Origin of the sequence: Kitasatospora sp. NPDC051170, assembly GCF_044455705.1 — a bacterium.
GTDB lineage: Bacteria > Actinomycetota > Actinomycetes > Streptomycetales > Streptomycetaceae > Kitasatospora.
In genome coordinates, this window is sequence record NZ_JBITFA010000001.1 from 908,590 (window position 1) to 929,242 (window position 20,653).

The window sequence follows — 20,653 nt, forward strand, 5'->3', positions numbered from 1 at the left end:
AGCGTATACGCCGCGTCTATACGCTCTGTTTTTGATCATCGGTCAAAAGCCCGACAGGGCGCGGAAGTTCCGCCGATCGCTCCGTTCTCGCAGGTCACCAGCCCTTTCGAACGCGCGAACGCCCGGCCCGTCGCAGCCGCCGAGTGGCGGATCCTGCAACGGGCCGGGCGCTTCGAGGGGGCCGGCCTCGGCTCAACGGCTCACCGGGCGGCGGCCGTCACCGCCGCTCCAGCCAGTCCTCGACGGCCGACCACACCTCGGCCAGCCGCTCCGGACGCACCATGTCCAGGTGCTTGCACGCCAGTTCGACCTCCGCCATCGTCCCCGACAGGTACGGCGCCCAGCGCGCCACGGTGGGCGCGCCCTCCGGCCGGTCCTCGGCGGCGACGACCAGCAGCGCGTCCCCGTCGAAGACGCCGTGGTCGTGGCCGTCCTTGAGCCCGATGTTGTTCTCGAAGACCCGGGCGAGACGCAGCACCTCCTCCTCCGTGATCGCCCCGAGCACGCTGCCGGCCTCCCGGCGGAGGGTCTCCACCAGATGGTCCAGGGTGGAGCCCGGACGCCTCCCTTCAGGCTCCTCCGCCACCACCGCCTCCGGCGGGACGAAGCCCGGATCCGACGGATAGGTGTCCAGGATCACCAGCGCCGCGACCTCCTCACCCGCGGCCCGCAGCTGGACGGCCATCTCGTGCGCCACGATCCCGCCGAAGGACCAGCCCAGCAGGTGGTACGGGCCGGACGGCTGCACCGAGCGGATCCGGTCCAGGTAGTCCGCGGCCATCTCCCGCACCGATCCGGCCAGTTCACCCGTGCCGTCGACGCCCCGCGCCTGAAGCGCGTACAGCGGGATGTCCTCCGGCACGAACCGCGCCAGCGGCATGTACGGCCAGCCCAGCCCGGCGCCGGAGTGGAGCATGAAGAACGGCGGCCTGCTCCCCCCGGCACGGATCGGCAGCAGGACGTCGAGGCCGTCCTGCACGGAGGACAGGCCCATGCGCTCCATCAGCGCACTCACGGTCGGTGCCGCCATCAGGTTCCGGACACTGATGGACACCCCCCGGGCCTGCAGCCGGCCCACCAGGGCCACCGCCAGCAGCGAGTGCCCGCCGAGCCGGAAGAAGTCGTCGTCGACCCCGACCGACTCCAGCCCCAGGACCTCGGCGAAGGCCTCGCACATCACGCTCTGCAGGGCCGTCGCCGCGCCCGGGCCCGCGGTCGCCGCCGGCCCCGCCGCGAAGACCGGCTCCGGCAGCGCCCGCCGGTCCAGCTTCCCGTTCACCGTCAGCGGCAGGCGGTCGAGCAGGACCACCGCCGTGGGGACCATGTAGTCGGGCAGCCGGTTCCCGGCGTGGTCGCGCAACACCTCCGCCAGACCACCGGCCCCACTCTCTCCGGCGGCCTCCGCGCCCTCCGGGTCGACCGGCACCACGTACGCGACGAGCCTCGTCTCGCCCCGGGCGTCCTGGCGCGCGATCACCGCCGCCTGGTCCACCTCCGGGTGCTCGACCAGGACCGCCCGCACCTCGCCCGGCTCGATCCGGAAGCCGCGGATCTTCACCTGCTCATCGGCGCGCCCGGCGAACACCAGCCGACCGTCGGCGGTCCATCGCGCCTGGTCGCCGGTGCGGTACATCCGCTCCCCCGGCGAGCCGAACGGGTTCGCCACGAACCGCTCGGCGGTCAGCCCGTACCGGCCCAGATACCCGCGGGCCAGGCCCGCACCGGCCACGTACAGCTCCCCGACCGCCCCCGGCGGCACCGGAGCGAGCCGGTCGTCGAGCACGTACACCCTGGTGTTGAGCACCGGGGCGCCGATCGCCACCTCGCCGGCCTCCGGGTCGCAGCGCCACAGCGTGGCGTCGATCGTGGTCTCCGTCGGACCGTAGGAGTTGAACATCTCCCTGCCCCGGCCCCAGCGCGCCATCACCTCCGGGGTGGTCGCCTCGCCCGCCACGATCAGCACCGTCCCGGGGTCGATCGACTTCTCGTCGAGCGTCGCGAGCACCGCCGGCGGCAGCGTCACATGGGTGACGTCCTGCTCGGCCAGGTAGGCGGTGAGCTCCCCGCCGAGTCGGCGCTCCTGGGGCACGACGACCAGCGACGCCCCCAGCAGCAGCGCCATGAACCACTCCCAGCCGAAGGTGTCGAAGCTCGCCGACGCGAACTGCCCGACCCGGCAGCCCGGCCCCACCCGCAGGTACCGTGCGTGCCCGGCCACCAGGCTCGCCACCCCCGCGTGCGAGACCAGGACACCCTTCGGCCGCCCGGTCGAGCCCGAGGTGTAGATCACGTACGCCGGGTGCCACGGCAGCAGCGGCGCCACCCGCTCCCCGTCCGTCACCACGCCCGACGCCAGGCCGGCCAGCTCCGCGGCGAGCTCCGGCGCGTCCACCACCGCCACCGGCGTTCCCATCGAGCCGGGCAGGCTCCGGGCCGCCGCGGTGGTCGCGAGGACCAGCCCCGGACGGGCGTCCTCCAGCATGTAGCCGATCCGCTCGGCCGGGTATCCCGGGTCGATCGGCAGGTACGCCGCACCCGCCTTGAGCACCGCCAACAGCGCCACCATCAGGTCCGCGCCACGGTCCATGCAGATCCCGACCAGGGATTCCGGACCCGCTCCCCGGCCGGCCAGGAAGCGGGCCAACCGGTTCGCCCGGGCGTCGAGTTCGCCGTACGACAGCACGACGTCCTCGCCGACCACGGCCACCGCGCCCGGGTCCCGCGCCACCTGCGCCTCGAACAGCTCCGGCACCGTCGCCACCGGAACCGGGGCATCCGTGTCGTTCCACTCCTCCAGCATCCGGCGGCGCCCGGCGGCGTCGAGCACGTCGACCGCGCTCAGCAGCGGCTCCGGGGCCCCGTCCAGGGAGTCCTCCAGGGCGGTGGCCAGGCCCGCGATCGCGGTGTGCAGCAGAGCACCGACCAGCTGCGGATCGGCCGGCGCCACCGCCTCCACGGTCAGACCGAGCCGTTCCCCGTCGTCGTCGACCGAGACGGTCAGCGGGTAGTTGGTGCGCTCGCGCGAGAACAGCACCCGGATGCCCGCCAGGCTGTCGTCCGGCGCCTGCTCGGGACTCCGGGCGGCGTTGTGGCGGTAGTTGAGGATCGAGGTGAACAGCGGGGTGTTGCCGGGGATGCCGCTCGCCTGCTGGGCGACCGCGAGCGGGGCGTGCTCGTGCTCCAGCAACGCCGCGAGCTGGCCGCGCAGTTCGGCGGCGGCGGTGAGAACTCCGGTGTCCCGCGTACGGATTCGCACCGGCAGGGTGTTGATGAACGGACCGGGCACCCGGTCCGCGCCCGCACCCGCGTTCATCCGCCCGAACAGGACGGTCCCGAACACCACGTCCTCACGGCCGGAGACCGTGGCCAGCACCCGCGCCCACGCCAGGTGCAGCAACGTCGCCGGGCTCGCCCCCAGCCGGCGCGCCACCGACCGGACCCGGGAGGAGAGTTCGGGCGCCAGACCGATGTGCGCCTCCATCGAGTCCATCCCGTCGCCCTGGACGTTCACCAGGCCGAACGGTGCGGTCGGCTCCTCGACGTCGCCCAACAGGTCGGCGAAGAAGCGCTCGTGCTCGCCCGGCTCGGTGCCCAGACGCGCCTGGGCGACGAAGTCGCGGAACGGCAGCGGCGCCGCCAACTGGTCGCCGCGCCCGGACAGGATCGACCGGACCTCGGTCAGCAGCACGTCCATGCCGGTGTGGTCCATCACCGTGTGGTGCATCCGCACCAGCGCCAGCCACCGGCCACCGCCCTCGACGGACGGCTCCGCGAACGGGTCGGCGGCCACGTGAACGTCCAGCAGTGGCGCACGGCCCAGATCCATCGACAGCCCGGCCATGGCCAGGAGTCGGCCGTTCAGGTCCTGGTCCTCCTCGGTGAGCAGGAGCTCCGTGACGGGCAGCACGGCCGTCCGCCGGACCACCTGCACCGGCTGGGACAGGCCCTGCCAGACGATCGAGGTCCGGTAGATGTCATGCCGGTCGATCACCTTCTGGAGTGCGTCCAGGAAGGCGTCCAGGCGCGTGCGGGAGTCGAAGCCGACCACGGTCGGGGTCACGTAGACATCGCGGTCGCCGCCTTCGGACATGAGGTGGTGGAACAGCAGGCCCTCCTGGAGCGGAGCCAGCGGATAGACGTCCGCCACGTTCGCCGCACCACCCGGGACGGCGGCGACGATCCGCTCGATCTCCGCCTCCGACAGGGACACCAGGGTCAGCATCTCCGGAGTGATCCCCGTCGCGCCGGCCGGGATCCCGTTCTCCGGAACCTCCACCCGCACCGAAGCAGCCGCCGTCGCCAGACCGGCAACCGTCGGGCTCTGGAACAGTGCCCGCACCGACACCGACACCCCACGCACGCGCAGCAGTTCGACCAGCCGCACCGCGAGAAGGGAATGCCCGCCCAGCCGGAAGAAGTCGTCGTCGACACCGACCGACTCCAGGCCGAGGACCTCCGCGAACGCCGCGCAGAGGATCTCCTCGCGCGGGGTCGACGGGCCGCGTGAGCCGGCCGACAGTTCGGCGCTGAAGTCCGGCGCGGGCAGGGCCTTGCGGTCCAGCTTGCCGTTGACCGTCAGCGGCAGCGCCTCCAACTCGACGAAGGCCGAGGGGATCATGTGGGACGGAAGACGCCCCGCCGTGAACTCCCGCACCGCGTCGACGTCGACACCCGGCCCCTCCGGGACGAGGTAGGCGACCAGCCGCACGTCACCGGGAGAGTCCTCACGCGCGATCACCGCGGCCTGGGCGACCTGCGGGTGCGCGGCCACCACGGCCTGCACCTCGCCCGGCTCGATCCGGAAACCACGGATCTTCACCTGGTCGTCCGCACGCCCCAGATACTCCAACTGACCGTCCGCCGACCACCGCACCCGGTCACCGGTGCGGTACATCCGCTCACCCGGCGTGCCGAACGGGCACGCCACGAAGCGCTCCGCCGACAACCCCGGACGATTCACATACCCGCGCGCCAGCTGCACCCCGGCCAGATACAACTCACCCGTCACACCCGGCGCCACCGGCTCCAACCGCTCACCCAGCACATACACCCGGGTGTTGAGGACCGGAGCACCGATCAGCACCGGACCGGCCTGGTCCGCGCCACACTCCCACGCCGTCACGTCCACCGACGCCTCGGTCGGCCCGTACAGGTTGTGCAAGTCCACGCCCTGCGGGAACACCCCGAAGAACCGGTCCCGCAACTCCTCCGGCAACGCCTCCCCACTGCACACCACCCGCCGAAGCCCACCACACGACCCCGCCGACGGCTCCCGCAGGAACGCCTCCAGCATCGACGGCACGAAATGCACCGTCGTCACACCCGAACCCGCGATCAACCCCGCCAGATACCCCGGATCCCGATGACCCTGCGGCCGCGCCACCACCAGACCCGCACCCACCACCAACGGCCAGAAGAACTCCCACACCGACACGTCGAACCCGAACGGCGTCTTCTGCAACACCCGGTCCGCACCCGACAACCCGTACGCCGACTGCATCCACACCAACCGGTTCACGATCCCCGCATGCGCGACCACCACACCCTTCGGCCGCCCCGTCGACCCCGACGTATAGATCACATACGCCGGATGCGACGGCAGGAGCCCGTTCCCGGTCACCGGACCCGCGTCCGTTTCCGCGAGCTCGGCCACCGTCTCCGGGGAATCCAGCACCACCACGGGTACGTGTCCGGGCACGACCGAAGCCGTGGTCCGCTGCGTCAGTACGCAGACGGCGTCCGCATCGGCCAGGGTGAACGCGATCCGCTCAGCCGGATACTCGGGATCCACCGGCAGATACGCCGCACCGGCCTTCAGCACCCCCAGCAGGGACACCACCAGCTCGACACCACGCTCCATCACCACCCCGACCACCGACTCCGGACCCACACCCCGCCCGGTCAACAGCCGCGCCAAACGGTTCGCCCGCGCATCCAGCTCCGCGTACGACAGCTCCACACCCTCGAACACCACCGCCACCGCATCAGGCGTCCGCGCCACCTGCCCCGCGAACAACTCCGGCAACGTCACCGCCGGCACCTCACCCGCCGTGTCGTTCCACTCCACCAACACCCGGCGCAACTCGGCCCCGCCCAGCACGTCCACCGCACTCAGCCGCACCGACGGATCCGCGACCACGGCCTCCAGCACCCGCACCCAACGCTCCGCCAACACCTCCACCGACCCCGCATCGAAGAGATCGGCGGCACCGACGAGTGCACCGCGCAGCCCCGCGGGTCGGCCCTGGGCGTCGAAGACCTCGCCGACGGCGAGTTCCAGGTCGACCTTCGCGGCGGCCGAGCCCGAGGGAGCGCTACCGGAGGAGCTGCCTGCCGCCCGGATGCCGGGCAGGTCCAGGGTCTCCTGGGCGTTGTTCTGGAGGGTGAGCATGACCTGGAACAGCGGGTGCCGGGACAGCGAACGCTCCGGCGCCAGCTCCTCCACCAGCCGCTCGAACGGCACGTCCTGGTGCGCGAAGCCCGCAAGGCTCGCCTCACGGACGCGGCCCAGCACCTCGGCGAAGGTCGGGTCCCCCGAAAGGTCTGTCCGCACCACCAGGTTGTTCACGAAGAACCCGACCAGATCGTCGAGTGCCTCGTCCGTACGGCCCGCCAGCGCCGTCCCGACGGGAACGTCCGTCCCCGCGCCCAGCCGCGACAGCAGCACCGACATCGCGCCCTGCAACAGCATGAACACCGTCACGCCCTGCTCGCGGGCCACACCCGCCAGCCGCGCGTGCACCTCGGCCGGAACATCCAGCCCCACACTGTGCCCACGGTACGAAGCCACCGCCGGCCGACTGCGGTCGAACGGCAGCTCCAACTCCTCCGGAACCCCCGCCAACACACCACGCCAGTACTCGACCTCGCGCGACAGCACACTCTCCGCGTCGCTCCCGTCGCCGAGCAGCTCGCGCTGCCAGAGCGCGTAGTCGGCGTACTGCACCGGCAGCGGCGCCCACTCCGGCTCCGCACCCGCAGACCGCGCCGCGTAGGCGGCGGAGACGTCGCGGGCCAACGGGCCCATCGACCAGCCGTCACCGGCGATGTGATGCACCGTCACCACCAGCGTGTGGTCATCCGGCCCGGCCGAGAACAGCCACGCCCGGATCGGCACCTCACGCGCGAAGTCGAAGGCATAACCCTTCGCCCCGGCGACCGCCGCCGCCAGCCCCTCGGGCTCGACCCCGACCTCCGCCAACTCCCAGTCCAGCTCGTCCAGTTCGACGACGTGCTGGTACGGCTCGCCGTCCGCGACGCGGAACACCGTCCGCAGCACCTCGTGCCGCCCGATCACGTCCCGCAGCGCCAGACCCAGCGCCGCCCGGTCCACCTCACCCGAAAGACCCAGCACCACCGGGATGTTGTAGGTCGCACTCGGCCCGTCCAACTGGGCCAGGAACCACAACCGCCGCTGCGCGAACGACAACGGCACCCGCTCCGGACGAACACCCCGCGTGAGCGGAAGCCGAGCCGTGTCCGAGTCCGCCAGAACAGCCGCCAGCGCACCCGGCGTCGGGGACTGGAACAGCGTCCGCACGGACACCTCCACCCCCAGCACCGCACGCACCCGGCTCACCAGCCGCACCGCCAGCAGCGAATGCCCGCCCAGCGCGAAGAAGTCGTCCTCCACACCGACCGACCCCAGCCCGAGGACCTCCGCGAACGCCGCACACAGCAGCTCCTCCTGCGGAGTCGACGGGCCGCGCGAACCCGTCGACGGGGCGCCCGTGTACTCGGGCGCGGGCAGCGCCCTGCGGTCCAGCTTGCCGTTGGCCGTCAGTGGCAGGGCATCCAGCAGGACGACCGCCGAGGGCACCATGTGCCCGGGCAGCCGATCGGCGGCGAACCCGCGGACCGACTCCGCCTCGACGCCCCCTTCGGCCGGCACGACGTAGGCGACCAGCCGGGTGTCCCCCGGCACGTCCTGGCGGGCGACCACCACGGCCTGCGCGACCTGCGGGTGCGCGGCCACCACGGCCTGCACCTCGCCCGGCTCGATCCGGAAACCACGGATCTTCACCTGCTCGTCCGCACGTCCGGCGAACAGGAGCTCGCCGTCCGCCGTCCAGCGCACCCGGTCGCCGGTGCGGTACATCCGCTCACCGCTCCCGAACGGGCACGCGACGAACCGCTCCGCCGTCAGACCCGCACGCCCCACGTAGCCACGGGCCAGACCGGCCCCCGCCACGTACAGCTCGCCCACCACACCCGGCGCCACCGGCTGCAACGCCTCGTCCAGCACGAACACCCGGGTGTTGAGGATCGGCGTGCCGATCGGCGGCACCTCGTTCGCCCGCAGCGGGCCGCTGGTGGTCGCCATGACGGTGATCTCGGTCGGGCCGTACGCGTTGACCATGGTGCGGCCGTCCGACCAACGCGACACCAGCTCGGGGCCGCAGGCCTCGCCGCCGACGATCAGCGTGCCGAGGTCCGGCAACTCCACGGCGTCCATGGAGGCGAGGGCCGCGGGCGGGATCAGCGCGTGGGTGATCCGGTGATCGGCGAGGAAGGCCGCGAGGGCGTCGCCGACCAGGGGGCCCGGCGGCGGCACCACCAGGCGCGCGCCGGCCGCGAAGGTCATGCAGACCTCCAGGACCGAGGCGTCGAAGCTCGCGGAGGCGAACTGCAGCACCCGGCTCTCCGGGGTGACCCGGAACCGCTCGACCTCCGCGGCCGCGAAGCTCGCGATGCCGGAGTGGGTGACCGCGACCCCCTTGGGCACGCCGGTCGAGCCGGAGGTGTAGATCACGTAGGCGACCTGGGCGTCGGACGTCGTAGCGTTCCGCTCGGCACCGGTCAGCCGGGTGCCGGGCAGTCCCGACAGCAGCCGGACGGTCGCCGGGTCGTCGAGCACCAGCACCGGCAGGCCCGCGTCGGCCGCCTCCTCCAGGACCCCGAGGCTCTCGGCCGACGCGATGACGCAGTCCGGCCGGGAGTCGGCGAGCATGAAGGCGATCCGCTCGACCGGGTAGTCCGGGTCCACCGGCAGGTAGGCCCCGCCCGCCTTGAGCACCGCCAGCAGGGCGACCACCAGGTCCGCGGAGCGCTGCATCATCAGTGCGACCACCGACTCCGGCCCCACCCCGCGCTCCACCAGGTGCCGGGCCAGCCGGTTCGCCCGCGCGTCGAGTTCACCGTACGAGAGCGCGACGCCCTCGTGCACCACGGCGACGGCGTCCGGCGTCCGCGCCGCCCGGGCGTCGAACAGCCCGGCCATCGAGACGGCCGGAAGCTCCGCCGCGGTGTCGTTCCAGTCCGACAGCACCCGCCGGCGCTCTGCCTCGCCCAGCACGTCCACCGCGCCGAGCCGCACCGACGGATCCGCCACGAGTGCCCGGACCGCCCGCACCCAGCGTTCGGCCAGCAGCTCGACCGACGCCGCCTCGAACAGCTCGGCGGCCCCGATCAGCACGCCTCGCAGTCCGGCCGGCCGGCCCTGGGCGTCGAAGGTCTCGCCGACGCTCATCTCCAGGTCGAACTTCGCCACCGCGTCCCACCCGGCGGCCTCCGCCTGGGCCGGCGCCCCGGTGACCGAGGCGCCCTGGAGGTCGAGGGCCTCCCGGGCGACGTTCTGCCCCGTGAGCATCACCTGGAACAGCGGGTGACGTGCGAACGACCGGGCCGGCGCCAGCTCCTCGACGAGCCGCTCGAACGGCACGTCCTGGTGGGCGAAGCCGGCCAGGCTCGCCTCCCGGACCCGCTCCAGCGTCTCGGCGAAGGTGGGGTTCCCGGACAGGTCGGTACGGATCACCAGGGTGTTGACGAAGAAGCCGACCAAGTCGTCCAGCGCCTCGTCCGTGCGGCCGGCGACCCCCACACCGATCGGGAGGTCCGTGCCGGCGCCGAGCCGCGACAGCACCACCGCGAGCGCGGCCTGCACGACCATGAAGACGGTCACGCCCTGCCGGCGGGCCACCTCCGCCAGCCGTGCGTGCACCTCGGCGGGAAGCTCGAGCTGCACGCCGTGCCCTCGGTGGCCCAGCACCTCGGGGCGGGGACGGTCGAACGGCAGCTCCAGCTCCTCCGGCGCGCCGCTCAGCACCCGCCGCCAGTAGTCGATCTGACCGGCCATCACACTCTCGGGATCGTCGGCGTCGCCGAGGACCTCACGCTGCCAGAGGGCGTAGTCGGCGTACTGGACCGCCAGCGGGGCCCCGTCCGGCGCCTTGCCCGTGCGGCGAGCCGCGTAGGCGGCGGAGAGGTCGCGGGCCAGCGGGCCCATCGACCAGCCGTCACCGGCGATGTGATGGACAGTCACCACGAGGGTGTGGTCGTCGGGCGCGGTGGAGAACAGCCAGGCCCGGATCGGCACCTCGGCCGCCAGGTCGAAGACATGGCCGGTCGCGGCCGCGACCGCCTCGGGCAGCTCCGCCGCGGTGAGCTCGCGGGCGACCAACTCCCAGGCCAGTTCGTCCAGTTGCTGGATGTGCTGGTAGGGCTCGCCGTCGGCCTCGCGGAAGACGGTCCGCAGCACCTCGTGCCGGCCGATCACGTCCCGCAGCGCCAGAGCGAGCGCATCCCGGTCGACCCCGCCGGTCAACCGCAGCACCACGGGGATGTTGTACGTGGCGCTCGGCCCGTCCAGTTGCGCCAGGAACCAGAGCCGCCGCTGCGCGAAGGACAGCGGCACCCGCTCGGGCCGCACCCCGGCCGTCAGCGGCCTCCGCGCGGCACCCGTCCCGGCCACCGCCGCCGCCAGGGCGGCCGGCGTCGGTGCGTCGAACAGCGTCCGGAGCGGCACCTCGGCCTCCAGCACCGACCGCACCCGGGAGATCAGGCGCACGGCGAGGAGGGAGTGCCCGCCGAGAGCGAAGAAGTCGTCGTCGACACCGACCGACTCCAGGCCCAGGACCTCCGCGAACGCCGCGCAGAGGATCTCCTCGCGCGGGGTCGACGGGCCGCGCGAACCCACCGACAGCTCGGGTGCGGGCAGGGCCTTGCGGTCCAGCTTGCCGTTCACCGTCAGCGGCAACGCCTCCAGCACCACGAAAGCGGAGGGGACCATGTGGGACGGCAGACGCCCCGCCGTGAACTCCCGCACCGCGTCGACGTCGACACCCGGCCCCTCCGGTACCAGGTAGGCGACCAAGCGCACGTCACCGGGAGAGTCCTGGCGGGCGACCACCGCGGCCTGGGCGACCTGCGGGTGCGCGGCCACGACCGCCTGCACCTCACCCGGCTCGATCCGGAAACCACGCACCTTCACCTGGTCGTCCGCACGCCCCAGATACTCCAACTGCCCATCCGCCGACCACCGCACCCGATCCCCCGTGCGATACATCCGCTCACCCGGCGTGCCGAACGGACACGCCACGAACCGCTCCGCCGACAACCCCGGACGATTCACATACCCACGCGCCACCTGAGCACCGGCGATGTACAACTCACCCACCACACCCGGCGCCACCGGCTCCAACCGCTCACCCAGCACATACAACCGCGTGTTCGCCACCGGACGACCGATCGGCACCGAATCGGCCACCACATCACCCGCACGCACCTCGAACACACAGCAACCCACCACGGTCTCCGTCGGACCGTACTCGTTCACCACCACCGAACCCGGCGCCACGTCCAACCACGAACGCACCACCGCACCCGTCAGCGCCTCACCACCCACCACCAGACACCGCGCCGCACCCGACAACTCCCCAGCCGACAACCACTCCCGCAACAACGGCAGATGCGCCGGCACCACCTTCGCCAACCCGAACCCACCAGCAGCACGCACCACAGCGGCCAGCCCCTCAGCACCACCCTCAGGACTCACCACCACCGCCGAACCCGACACCAACGGCACCAACACACTCGTCACCGTCAGATCGAACGCCAACGACGAATGCAACGGCGCACCACCACCACCCGACGCCCCATACGCACCCGCCGCCCACACCACATAGTTCGACAACCCACCATGCGTGACCGCCACACCCTTCGGCCGCCCCGTCGAACCCGACGTATAGATCACATACGCCAACGCCCCCGGCACCACCGAAACCCCCGGCACCCCACCCGGCAGACCCGCCAACTCCCGCTGCACAGCCGGGTCATCCAGCCACAGGGTCCGCTCCGCCGGCAGGTCCGACACCGTGTCCCGCCGGCCCAGCACCAGTACGGCGGCGCTGTCGCTCAGGGTGTAGGCGATCCGCTCGGCCGGGTACTCGGGATCGATCGGCAGATACGCCGCCCCGACCCGCCACACCGCCAGAACCGCCACCACCATGTCCACCCCACGCGGCAGACACAGCCCCACCACCGACTCCGCACCCACACCACGAGCCGCCATCAGACCAGCCAAACGACCGGCCCGCACATCGAGTTCGGCATACGACAGCTCCACGCCCTCGCACACCACCGCCACCGCATCCGGCGACTCCGCCACCCGCGCCGCGAACAACTCCGGCACCGACAACGACGACAACTCCACCGCAGTGTCGTTCCACTCCACCAACACCCGACGACGCTCCGCCTCACCCAGCACCTCCACGGCGCTCAGCGGCGTCTCGGTGCCCCCGTCCAGGGAGTCCCCCAGGGCGGTGGCCAGACCGGCGAGCGCGGCGTGCAGGAGCGAGCAGACCAGCTGCGGGTCGGCCGGGGCGACCGACTCGACGGTCAGCGCCAGTCGCTCCCCGTCGTCGTCGACCGAGACGGTCAGCGGGTAGTTGTTGCGCTCCCGGGCGAACACCGCATCGATGCCCTCCATCGCCTCCTGCGGCACCTGGTCCGCGCTCTGTGCGGCGCTTCGCCGGGTGTCGTGGCGGTAGTTGAGGATCGAGGTGAACAGCGGGGTGTTGCCGGGGATGCCGCTCGCCTGCTGGGCGACGGCGAGCGGGGCGTGCTCGTGCTCCAGCAACGCCGCGAGCTGGTCGCGCAGTTCGGCGGCGGCGGCGAGAACTCCGCTGTCCTGCGTGCGGATTCGGACCGGCAGGGTGTTGATGAACGGACCGGGCACCCGGTCCGCGCCCGCACCCGCGTTCATCCGCCCGAACAGGACGGTCCCGAACACCACGTCCTCACGGCCCGAGACGGCGGCCAGCACCCGCGCCCACGCCAGGTGCAGCAACGTCGCCGGACTCGCCCCCAGCCGACGCGCCACCGACCGCAGCCCCGCGACCACGTCCTCGGCCACCGGCAGCCAGGCGGACTCCGCCTCCGAGCCGTCACCGCGCACGTCCAGCAGGCCGAACGGTGCGGTCGGCTCCTCGACGTCACCCAGCAGGTCGGCGAAGAAGCGCTCGTGCTCGCCCGGCTCCGTGCCCAGACGCGCCTGGGCGACGAAGTCGCGGAACGGCATCGGCGCCGCCAACTGGTCGCCACGCCCGGCGAGGAACGCCCGGACCTCGGCCAGCAGCACGTCCATGCCGGTGTGGTCCATCACCATGTGGTGCATCCGCACCAGCGCCAGCCACCGGCCGTCCCCGGCCACCGGGTCTTCGGCGATGTGCACGTCCATCAGGGGCGCCCGGGAAAGATCGACCGAGGAACCGGCGACGGCGAGCAACTGCCCGGCCGGGTCGAGCCCCTGCCGGTCCAGGACGACGTCGGCGACGGACAACCGCGCCCGGCGCCAGACCACCTGGACCGGTTCGGGCAGGCCCTGCCAGACGATCGAGGTCCGGTAGATGTCGTGCCGGTCGATCACCTTCTGGAGTGCGTCCAGGAAGGCGTCCAGGCGCGCACGGGAGTCGAAGCCGACCACGGTCGGGGTCACGTAGACATCGCGGTCTCCACCTTCGGACATCAGGTGGTGGAACAGCAGGCCCTCCTGGAGCGGAGCCAGCGGATAGACGTCCGCCACGTTCGCCGCACCACCCGGGACGGCGGCGACGATCCGCTCGATCTCCGCCTCCGACAGGGACACCAGCGTCAGCATCTCCGGAGTGATCCCCGTCGCGCCGGCCGGGATCCCGTTCTCCGGAACCTCCACCCGCACCGAAGCAGCCGCCGTCGCCAGACCGGCAACCGTCGGGCTCTGGAACAGCGCCCGCACCGACACCGACACCCCACGCACGCGCAGCAGTTCGACCAGCCGCACCGCGAGAAGGGAGTGACCGCCCAGCCGGAAGAAGTCGTCGTCGACACCGACCGTCTCCAGGCCGAGGACCTCCGCGAACGCCGCGCAGAGGATCTCCTCGCGCGGGGTCGACGGGCCGCGCGAGCCGGCCGACAGCTCGGCGCTGAAGTCCGGTGCGGGCAGGGCCTTGCGGTCCAGCTTGCCGTTCACCGTCAGCGGCAGCGCCTCCAACTCGACGAAGGCCGAGGGGACCATGTGGGACGGAAGACGCCCCGCCGTGAACTCCCGCACCGCGTCGACGTCGACACCCGGCCCCTCCGGGACGAGGTAGGCGACCAAGCGCACGTCACCGGGAGAGTCCTGGCGGGCGACCACCGCGGCCTGGGCGACCTGCGGGTGCGCGGCCACGACCGCCTGCACCTCACCCGGCTCGATCCGGAAACCACGCACCTTCACCTGGTCGTCCGCACGCCCCAGATACTCCAACTGCCCGTCCGCCGACCACCGCACCCGATCCCCCGTGCGATACATCCGCTCACCCGGCGTGCCGAACGGGCACGCCACGAACCGCTCCGCCGACAACCCCGGACGATTCACATACCCACGCGCCACCTGAGCACCGGCGATGTACAACTCACCCACCACACCCGGCGCCACCGGCTCCAACCGCTCACCCAGCACATACAACCGCGTGTTCGCCACCGGACGACCGATCGGCACCGAATCGGCCACCACATCACCCGCACGCACCTCGAACACACAGCAACCCACCACGGTCTCCGTCGGACCGTACTCGTTCACCACCACCGAACCCGGCGCCACGTCCAACCACGAACGCACCACCGCACCCGTCAGCGCCTCACCACCCACCACCAGACACCGCGCCGCACCCGACAACTCCCCCGCCGACAACCACTCCCGCAACAACGGCAGATGCGCCGGCACCACCTTCGCCAACCCGAACCCACCAGCAGCACGCACCACAGCGGCCAGCCCCTCAGCACCACCCTCAGGACTCACCACCACCGCCGAACCCGACACCAACGGCACCAACACACTCGTCACCGTCAGATCGAACGCCAACGACGAATGCAACGGCGCACCACCACCACCCGACGCCCCATACGCACCCGCCGCCCACACCACATAGTTCGACAACCCACCATGCGTGACCGCCACACCCTTCGGCCGCCCCGTCGAACCCGACGTATAGATCACATACGCCAACGCCCCCGGCACCACCGAAACCCCCGGCACCCCACCCGGCAGACCCGCCAACTCCCGCTGCACGGAGGCATCGTCGAGCACCACGACCGCAGCGCCCTGCGGCACCACCGACACCGTGGAGGAGTCCGCGAGCACGCACACCGCGCCCGCGTCCGTCAGCGTGTAGGCGATCCGCTCGGCCGGGTACTCGGGATCGATCGGCAGATACGCCGCCCCGACCCGCCACACCGCCAGAACCGCCACCACCATGTCCACCCCACGCGGCAGACACAGCCCCACCACCGACTCCGCACCCACACCACGAGCCGCCATCAGACCCGCCAAACGACCGGCCCGCGCGTCGAGTTCGGCATACGACAGCTCCACGCCCTCGCACACCACCGCCACCGCATCCGGCGTCCGCACCACCTGCGCCGCGAACAGCTCCGGCACCGACAACGACGACAGCTCCACCGCAGTGTCGTTCCACTCCACCAACACCCGACGACGCTCCGCCTCACCCAGCACGTCCACGGCGCCGAGTCGGATGGAGGGGTCGGTCACCAGGATCTCCAGGACCCGGACCCAGCGCCCCGCGAGCGCCTCGACCGAGGCCCGATCGAAGAGGTCCGCCGCGCCGATGAGGGCGCCACGCAGCCCGGCCGGCCTCCCGTCGGCGTCGAGGACCTCACCGATGACCAGGTCGAGGTCGAACTTGGCCGCCACCGAGGTGGGCGTCCCCAGGGCGCCGGAGGCGCCGTCGGCCGTGATCCCGGGCAGGTCCAGGGTCTCCTGGGCGTTGTTCTGGAGGGTGAGCATGATCTGGAACAGCGGGTGCCGGGAGAGCGAACGCTCCGGCGCCAGCTCCTCCACCAGCCGCTCGAACGGCACGTCCTGGTGCGCGAAGCCCGCCAGGCTCGCCTCCCGGACGCGTCCCAGCACCTCGGCGAAGGTCGGATCACCCGAAAGGTCCGTCCGCACCACCAGGTTGTTCACGAAGAACCCGACCAGATCGTCGAGCGCCTCGTCCGTACGGCCCGCCAGGGGGGCGCCGACCGGGATGTCCGTCCCCGCGCCGAGTCGCGACAGCAGCACCGACAACGCACCCTGCAACAGCATGAACACCGTCACGCCCTGCGCCCGCGCCAACTCCACCAGGCGCGCGTGCACCCCGGCCGGAACATCCAGACCCACACTGTGCCCACGGTACGAAGCCACCGCCGGCCGGCTGCGGTCGGCGGGGAGCTCGAGCTCCTCGGGAGCGCCCTCCAGGGCGGTCCGCCAGTACTCGACCTGCCGGGACAGCAGGCTGCCGGGGTCGCCGCTGTCGCCGAGCAGCTCGCGCTGCCAGAGCGCGTAGTCGGCGTACTGCACCGGCAGCGGCGCCCACTCCGGCGCCACACCCGCAGACCGCGCCGCGTAGGCGGCGGAGACGTCGCGGGCCAACGGACCCATCGACCAGCCGTCACCGGCGATGTGATGCACCGTCACCACCAGCGTGTGGTCATCCGGCCCGGCCGAGAACAGCCACGCCCGGATCGGCACCTCACGCGCGAAGTCGAAGGCATAACCCTTCGCCCCGGCGACCGCCGCCGCCAGCCCCTCGGGCTCGACCCCGACCTCCGCCAACTCCCAGTCCAGCTCCTCCAGTTCGACGACGTGCTGATACGGCTCACCGTCCGCGACACGGAACACCGTCCGCAGCACCTCGTGCCGCCCGATCACGTCCCGCAGCGCCAGACCCAGCGCCGCCCGGTCCACCTCACCCGAAAGACCCAGCACCACCGGGATGTTGTACGTCGCACTCGGCCCGTCCAACTGGGCCAGGAACCACAACCGACGCTGCGCGAACGACAACGGCACCCGCTCCGGACGAACACCCCGCGTGAGCGGAAGCCGAGCCGCGTCCGAGTCCGCCAGAACAGCCGCCAGCGCACCCGGCGTCGGGGACTGGAACAGCGCCCGCACGGACACCTCCACCCCCAGCACCGCACGCACCCGGCTCACCAGCCGAACCGCCAGCAGCGAATGCCCACCCAACGCGAAGAAGTCGTCGTCCACACCGACCGACCCCAGCCCGAGGACCTCCGCGAACGCCGCACACAGCAGTTCCTCCTGCGGAGTCGACGGCGCACGGCCGACGGCGCCCGTGGCCGCGTACTCCGGTACGGGGAGGGCCTTGGAGTCCAGCTTTCCGTGCGCGGTCAGCGGGAGGACGCCCAGCAGGACGATCGCCGAGGGCACCATGTGCCCGGGCAGCCGCTCGGCGGCGAACCCGCGGACCGACTCCGCCTCGACGCCCCCTTCGGCCGGCACGACGTAGGCGACCAGGCGGATGTCCCCCGGCACGTCCTCACGCGCGATCACCACGGCCTGCGCGACCTGCGGGTGCGCGGCCACCACGGCCTGCACCTCGCCCGGCTCGATCCGGAAACCACGGATCTTCACCTGGTCGTCGGCCCGGCCCAGGTAGTCCAGGCGACCGTCCGCCGTCCAGCGCACCCGGTCGCCCGTGCGGTACATCCGCTCGCCGGGCAGCCCGAACCCGCACGCCACGAACCGCTCCGCCGACAAGCCCGGACGGTTCACGTAGCCACGGGCCAGCCCGGCCCCCGCCACGTACAGCTCGCCCACCACACCCGGCGCCACCGGCTGCAACGCCTCGTCCAGCACGAACACCCGGGTGTTGAGGATCGGCGTGCCGATGTGCGGCCGGTCATCCGGCCTCAGCGGCCCGGACATCGCCGCGCACACCGTGGTCTCCGTCGGCCCGTACGCGTTGATCAGACGCCGACCCGGCGCCCAGCGCGCCACCAGGTCAGCACCCAGCGCCTCGCCGGCCGAGACCAGCGTCGACACCGATGCCAGGCTCGCCGTCTCCAGCGCCCCCAGGACGGCCGGGGGCAGCGTCGCGTGCGTGACGCCGTGCTCGGCCACGAGGGCGGCCAACGGCCGGCCGGGCAGCAGATCGTCGGCCGTGGCGAGGACCACCCGCGCCCCGCTGCACAGGCTCACCCACAGTTCGGCGCTCGCCGCGTCGAAGCCCACCGAGGCGAACTGGAGCACCCTGCTCCGCCCGTCGATCCGGAAGCGCTCCGCCTGCGCCGCGACCAGGCTGCCCAGGCCCGCGTGGGTGACCGCGACGCCCTTGGGGCGGCCGGTCGAACCCGAGGTGTAGATCACGTACGCCGGATGCTGCGGTCGCAGCTCGCCGGCCCGCTCCGCCACGGTCAGCGGAGCGTCGTCGAGTCCCGCCAGCCGGAACGCCGTATCCACGTCGTCGAGCACCAGCACCGGCGTACCGTCCACCGCGCCCTCCGGCACGGCCGGGGCCGTCGCCTGCTGGACCAGGACGCAGTCCGCGCCCGAGTCGGCCAGCGTGAAGGCGATCCGCTCGGCCGGATATCCCGGGTCGATCGGCAGGTAGGCGCCGCCGGCCTTCGAGACCGCCAGCAGGGCGACCACCAGGTCGACGCCGCGCTCCATCACCACGCCGACCACCGACTCCGGCCCCACGCCGAGCCCGACCAGCATCCGGGCCAGCCGGTTCGACCACGCGTCGAGTTCGGCGAACGACAGCTGGAAGCCCTCGAACACCAGCGCCGTCGCGTCCGGCGTCCGGGCCACCTGCGCCTCGAACAGCTCCGGAAGCGTGTCGGACGGGACCAGCGCCGCCGTGTCGTTCCAGTCGGACAGCATCCGCTCACGCTCGCCCGCGCCGAACAGGTCCACGTCGTTCAGCCGGATCGAGGGGTCGGCGACCAGCGCGGAGAGCACCCGCACCCAGCGTTCGGCCAGCAGCTCGACCGAGGCCGCATCGAACAGATCCGAGGCGCCGGTCAGCACACCGCGCAGCCCGGCCGGACGGCCCTCGGCGTCGAACAGCTCGCCCACGCTCACGTCCAGGTCGAACTTGGCCGCCAACGCGGGCGCCGACACGCCCGCCGGCGCCCCGGCGGCCTCGGCGCCGGAGAGATCCAGCGCGGCCCGGGCGTTGTTCTGGACGGTGAGCATGACCTGGAACAGCGGGTGCCGGGAGAGCGAACGCTCCGGCGCCAGCTCCTCCACCAGCCGCTCGAACGGCACGTCCTGGTGGCCGAAGCCAGCCAGGCTCGCCTCGCGGACCCGGCCCAGCACCTCGGCGAAGGTGGGGTTGCCGGACAGGTCGGTGCGGAGCACCAGGGTGTTGACGAAGAAGCCGACCAGGTCGTCCAGCGCCTCGTCGGTACGGCCGGCGGTCGCCGCGCCGATCGGGATGTCCGTCCCCGCGCCGAGGCGCGACAGCAGGACGGCGAGGGCCCCCTGGAGGGCCATGAACACGGTGACGCCCTGCTCCCGTGCCACCTCGGCCAACCGCTGGTGCACGAGCGCCTCGACGTCCAGCGCGACGTTGTGGCCGACGTACGAGGCCACGGCCGGCCGGCGGCGGTCCGTCGGGAGGTCGAGCTCCTCCGGGGATCCGTCCAGCGCCCGCCGCCAGTAGGCGATCTGACCGCTGAGCAGGCTGTCGGCGTCGTCCGCGTCGCCGAGGAGGTCGCGTTGCCAGAGGGCGTAGTCGGCGTACTGGACGGCGAGCGGGGCCCAGTCCGGCTCCTCGCCCGCGCACCGCGCCGCGTAGGCGGTGGAGAGGTCGCGGGCCAGCGGGTCCATCGACCAGCCGTCACCGGCGATGTGGTGCACCGCCACGACGAGGGTGTGGTCATCGGGGGCCACGGAGAACAGCGAGGCCCGGATCGGCACCTCGGCCGCCAGGTCGAAGACATGGCCGGTCGCGGCCGCGACCGCCTCGGGCAGCTCGGCCGCGGTGAGCTCGCGGGCGACCAACTCCCAGGCCAGGTCGTCCAGTTCGTGGATGTGCTGGTAGGGCTCGCCGTCGGCCTCGCGGAAGACGGTCCGCAGCACCTCGTGCCGGCCGATCACGTCCCGCAGCGCCAGGCCCAGCGCGGACGGGTCCAGGGCGCCGGTCAGCCGCAGCACCACCGGCAGGTTGTAGGTCGCGCTCCGGCCCTCCAACTGGGCCAGGAACCACAGCCGCCGCTGCGCGAAGGACAACGGCACCCGCTCCGGGCGGACGCCCGCTGTCAGCGCGAGCCGGACGGTGTCGGAACCCGCGAGCGCGGCCGCCAAGGCAGCCGGTGTCGGCGCCTGGAACAGGGTTCGCACCGACACTTCCATGCCCAACGCGGCGCGGATCCGGCTGACCAGCCGGACCGCCAGCAGGGAGTGCCCGCCGAGCTGGAAGAAGTCGTCATCGACGCCGACCGACTCCAGGCCGAGCACCTGCGCGAACGCCGCGCACAGCTTCTCCTCCCGCTCGTTCGCCGGCGCACGGCCCACACCGGCGCCGACGGCGGCGGGGTCGGGAGCGGGGAGCGCGTTGCGGTCGAGCTTGCCGTTCGGGGTGAGCGGGACACTGTCGAGGAGGACGAC

General features: G+C 72.4%; 1 protein-coding gene. It reads right to left on the minus strand.

The window, feature by feature from the left end; genetic code table 11:
* Positions 1–217 precede the first annotated feature (217 nt).
* On the minus strand, positions 218–20,653 hold a 20,436-nt coding region (locus tag ACIBCA_RS03995), incomplete at its 5' end, for a non-ribosomal peptide synthase/polyketide synthase (RefSeq protein WP_396281207.1).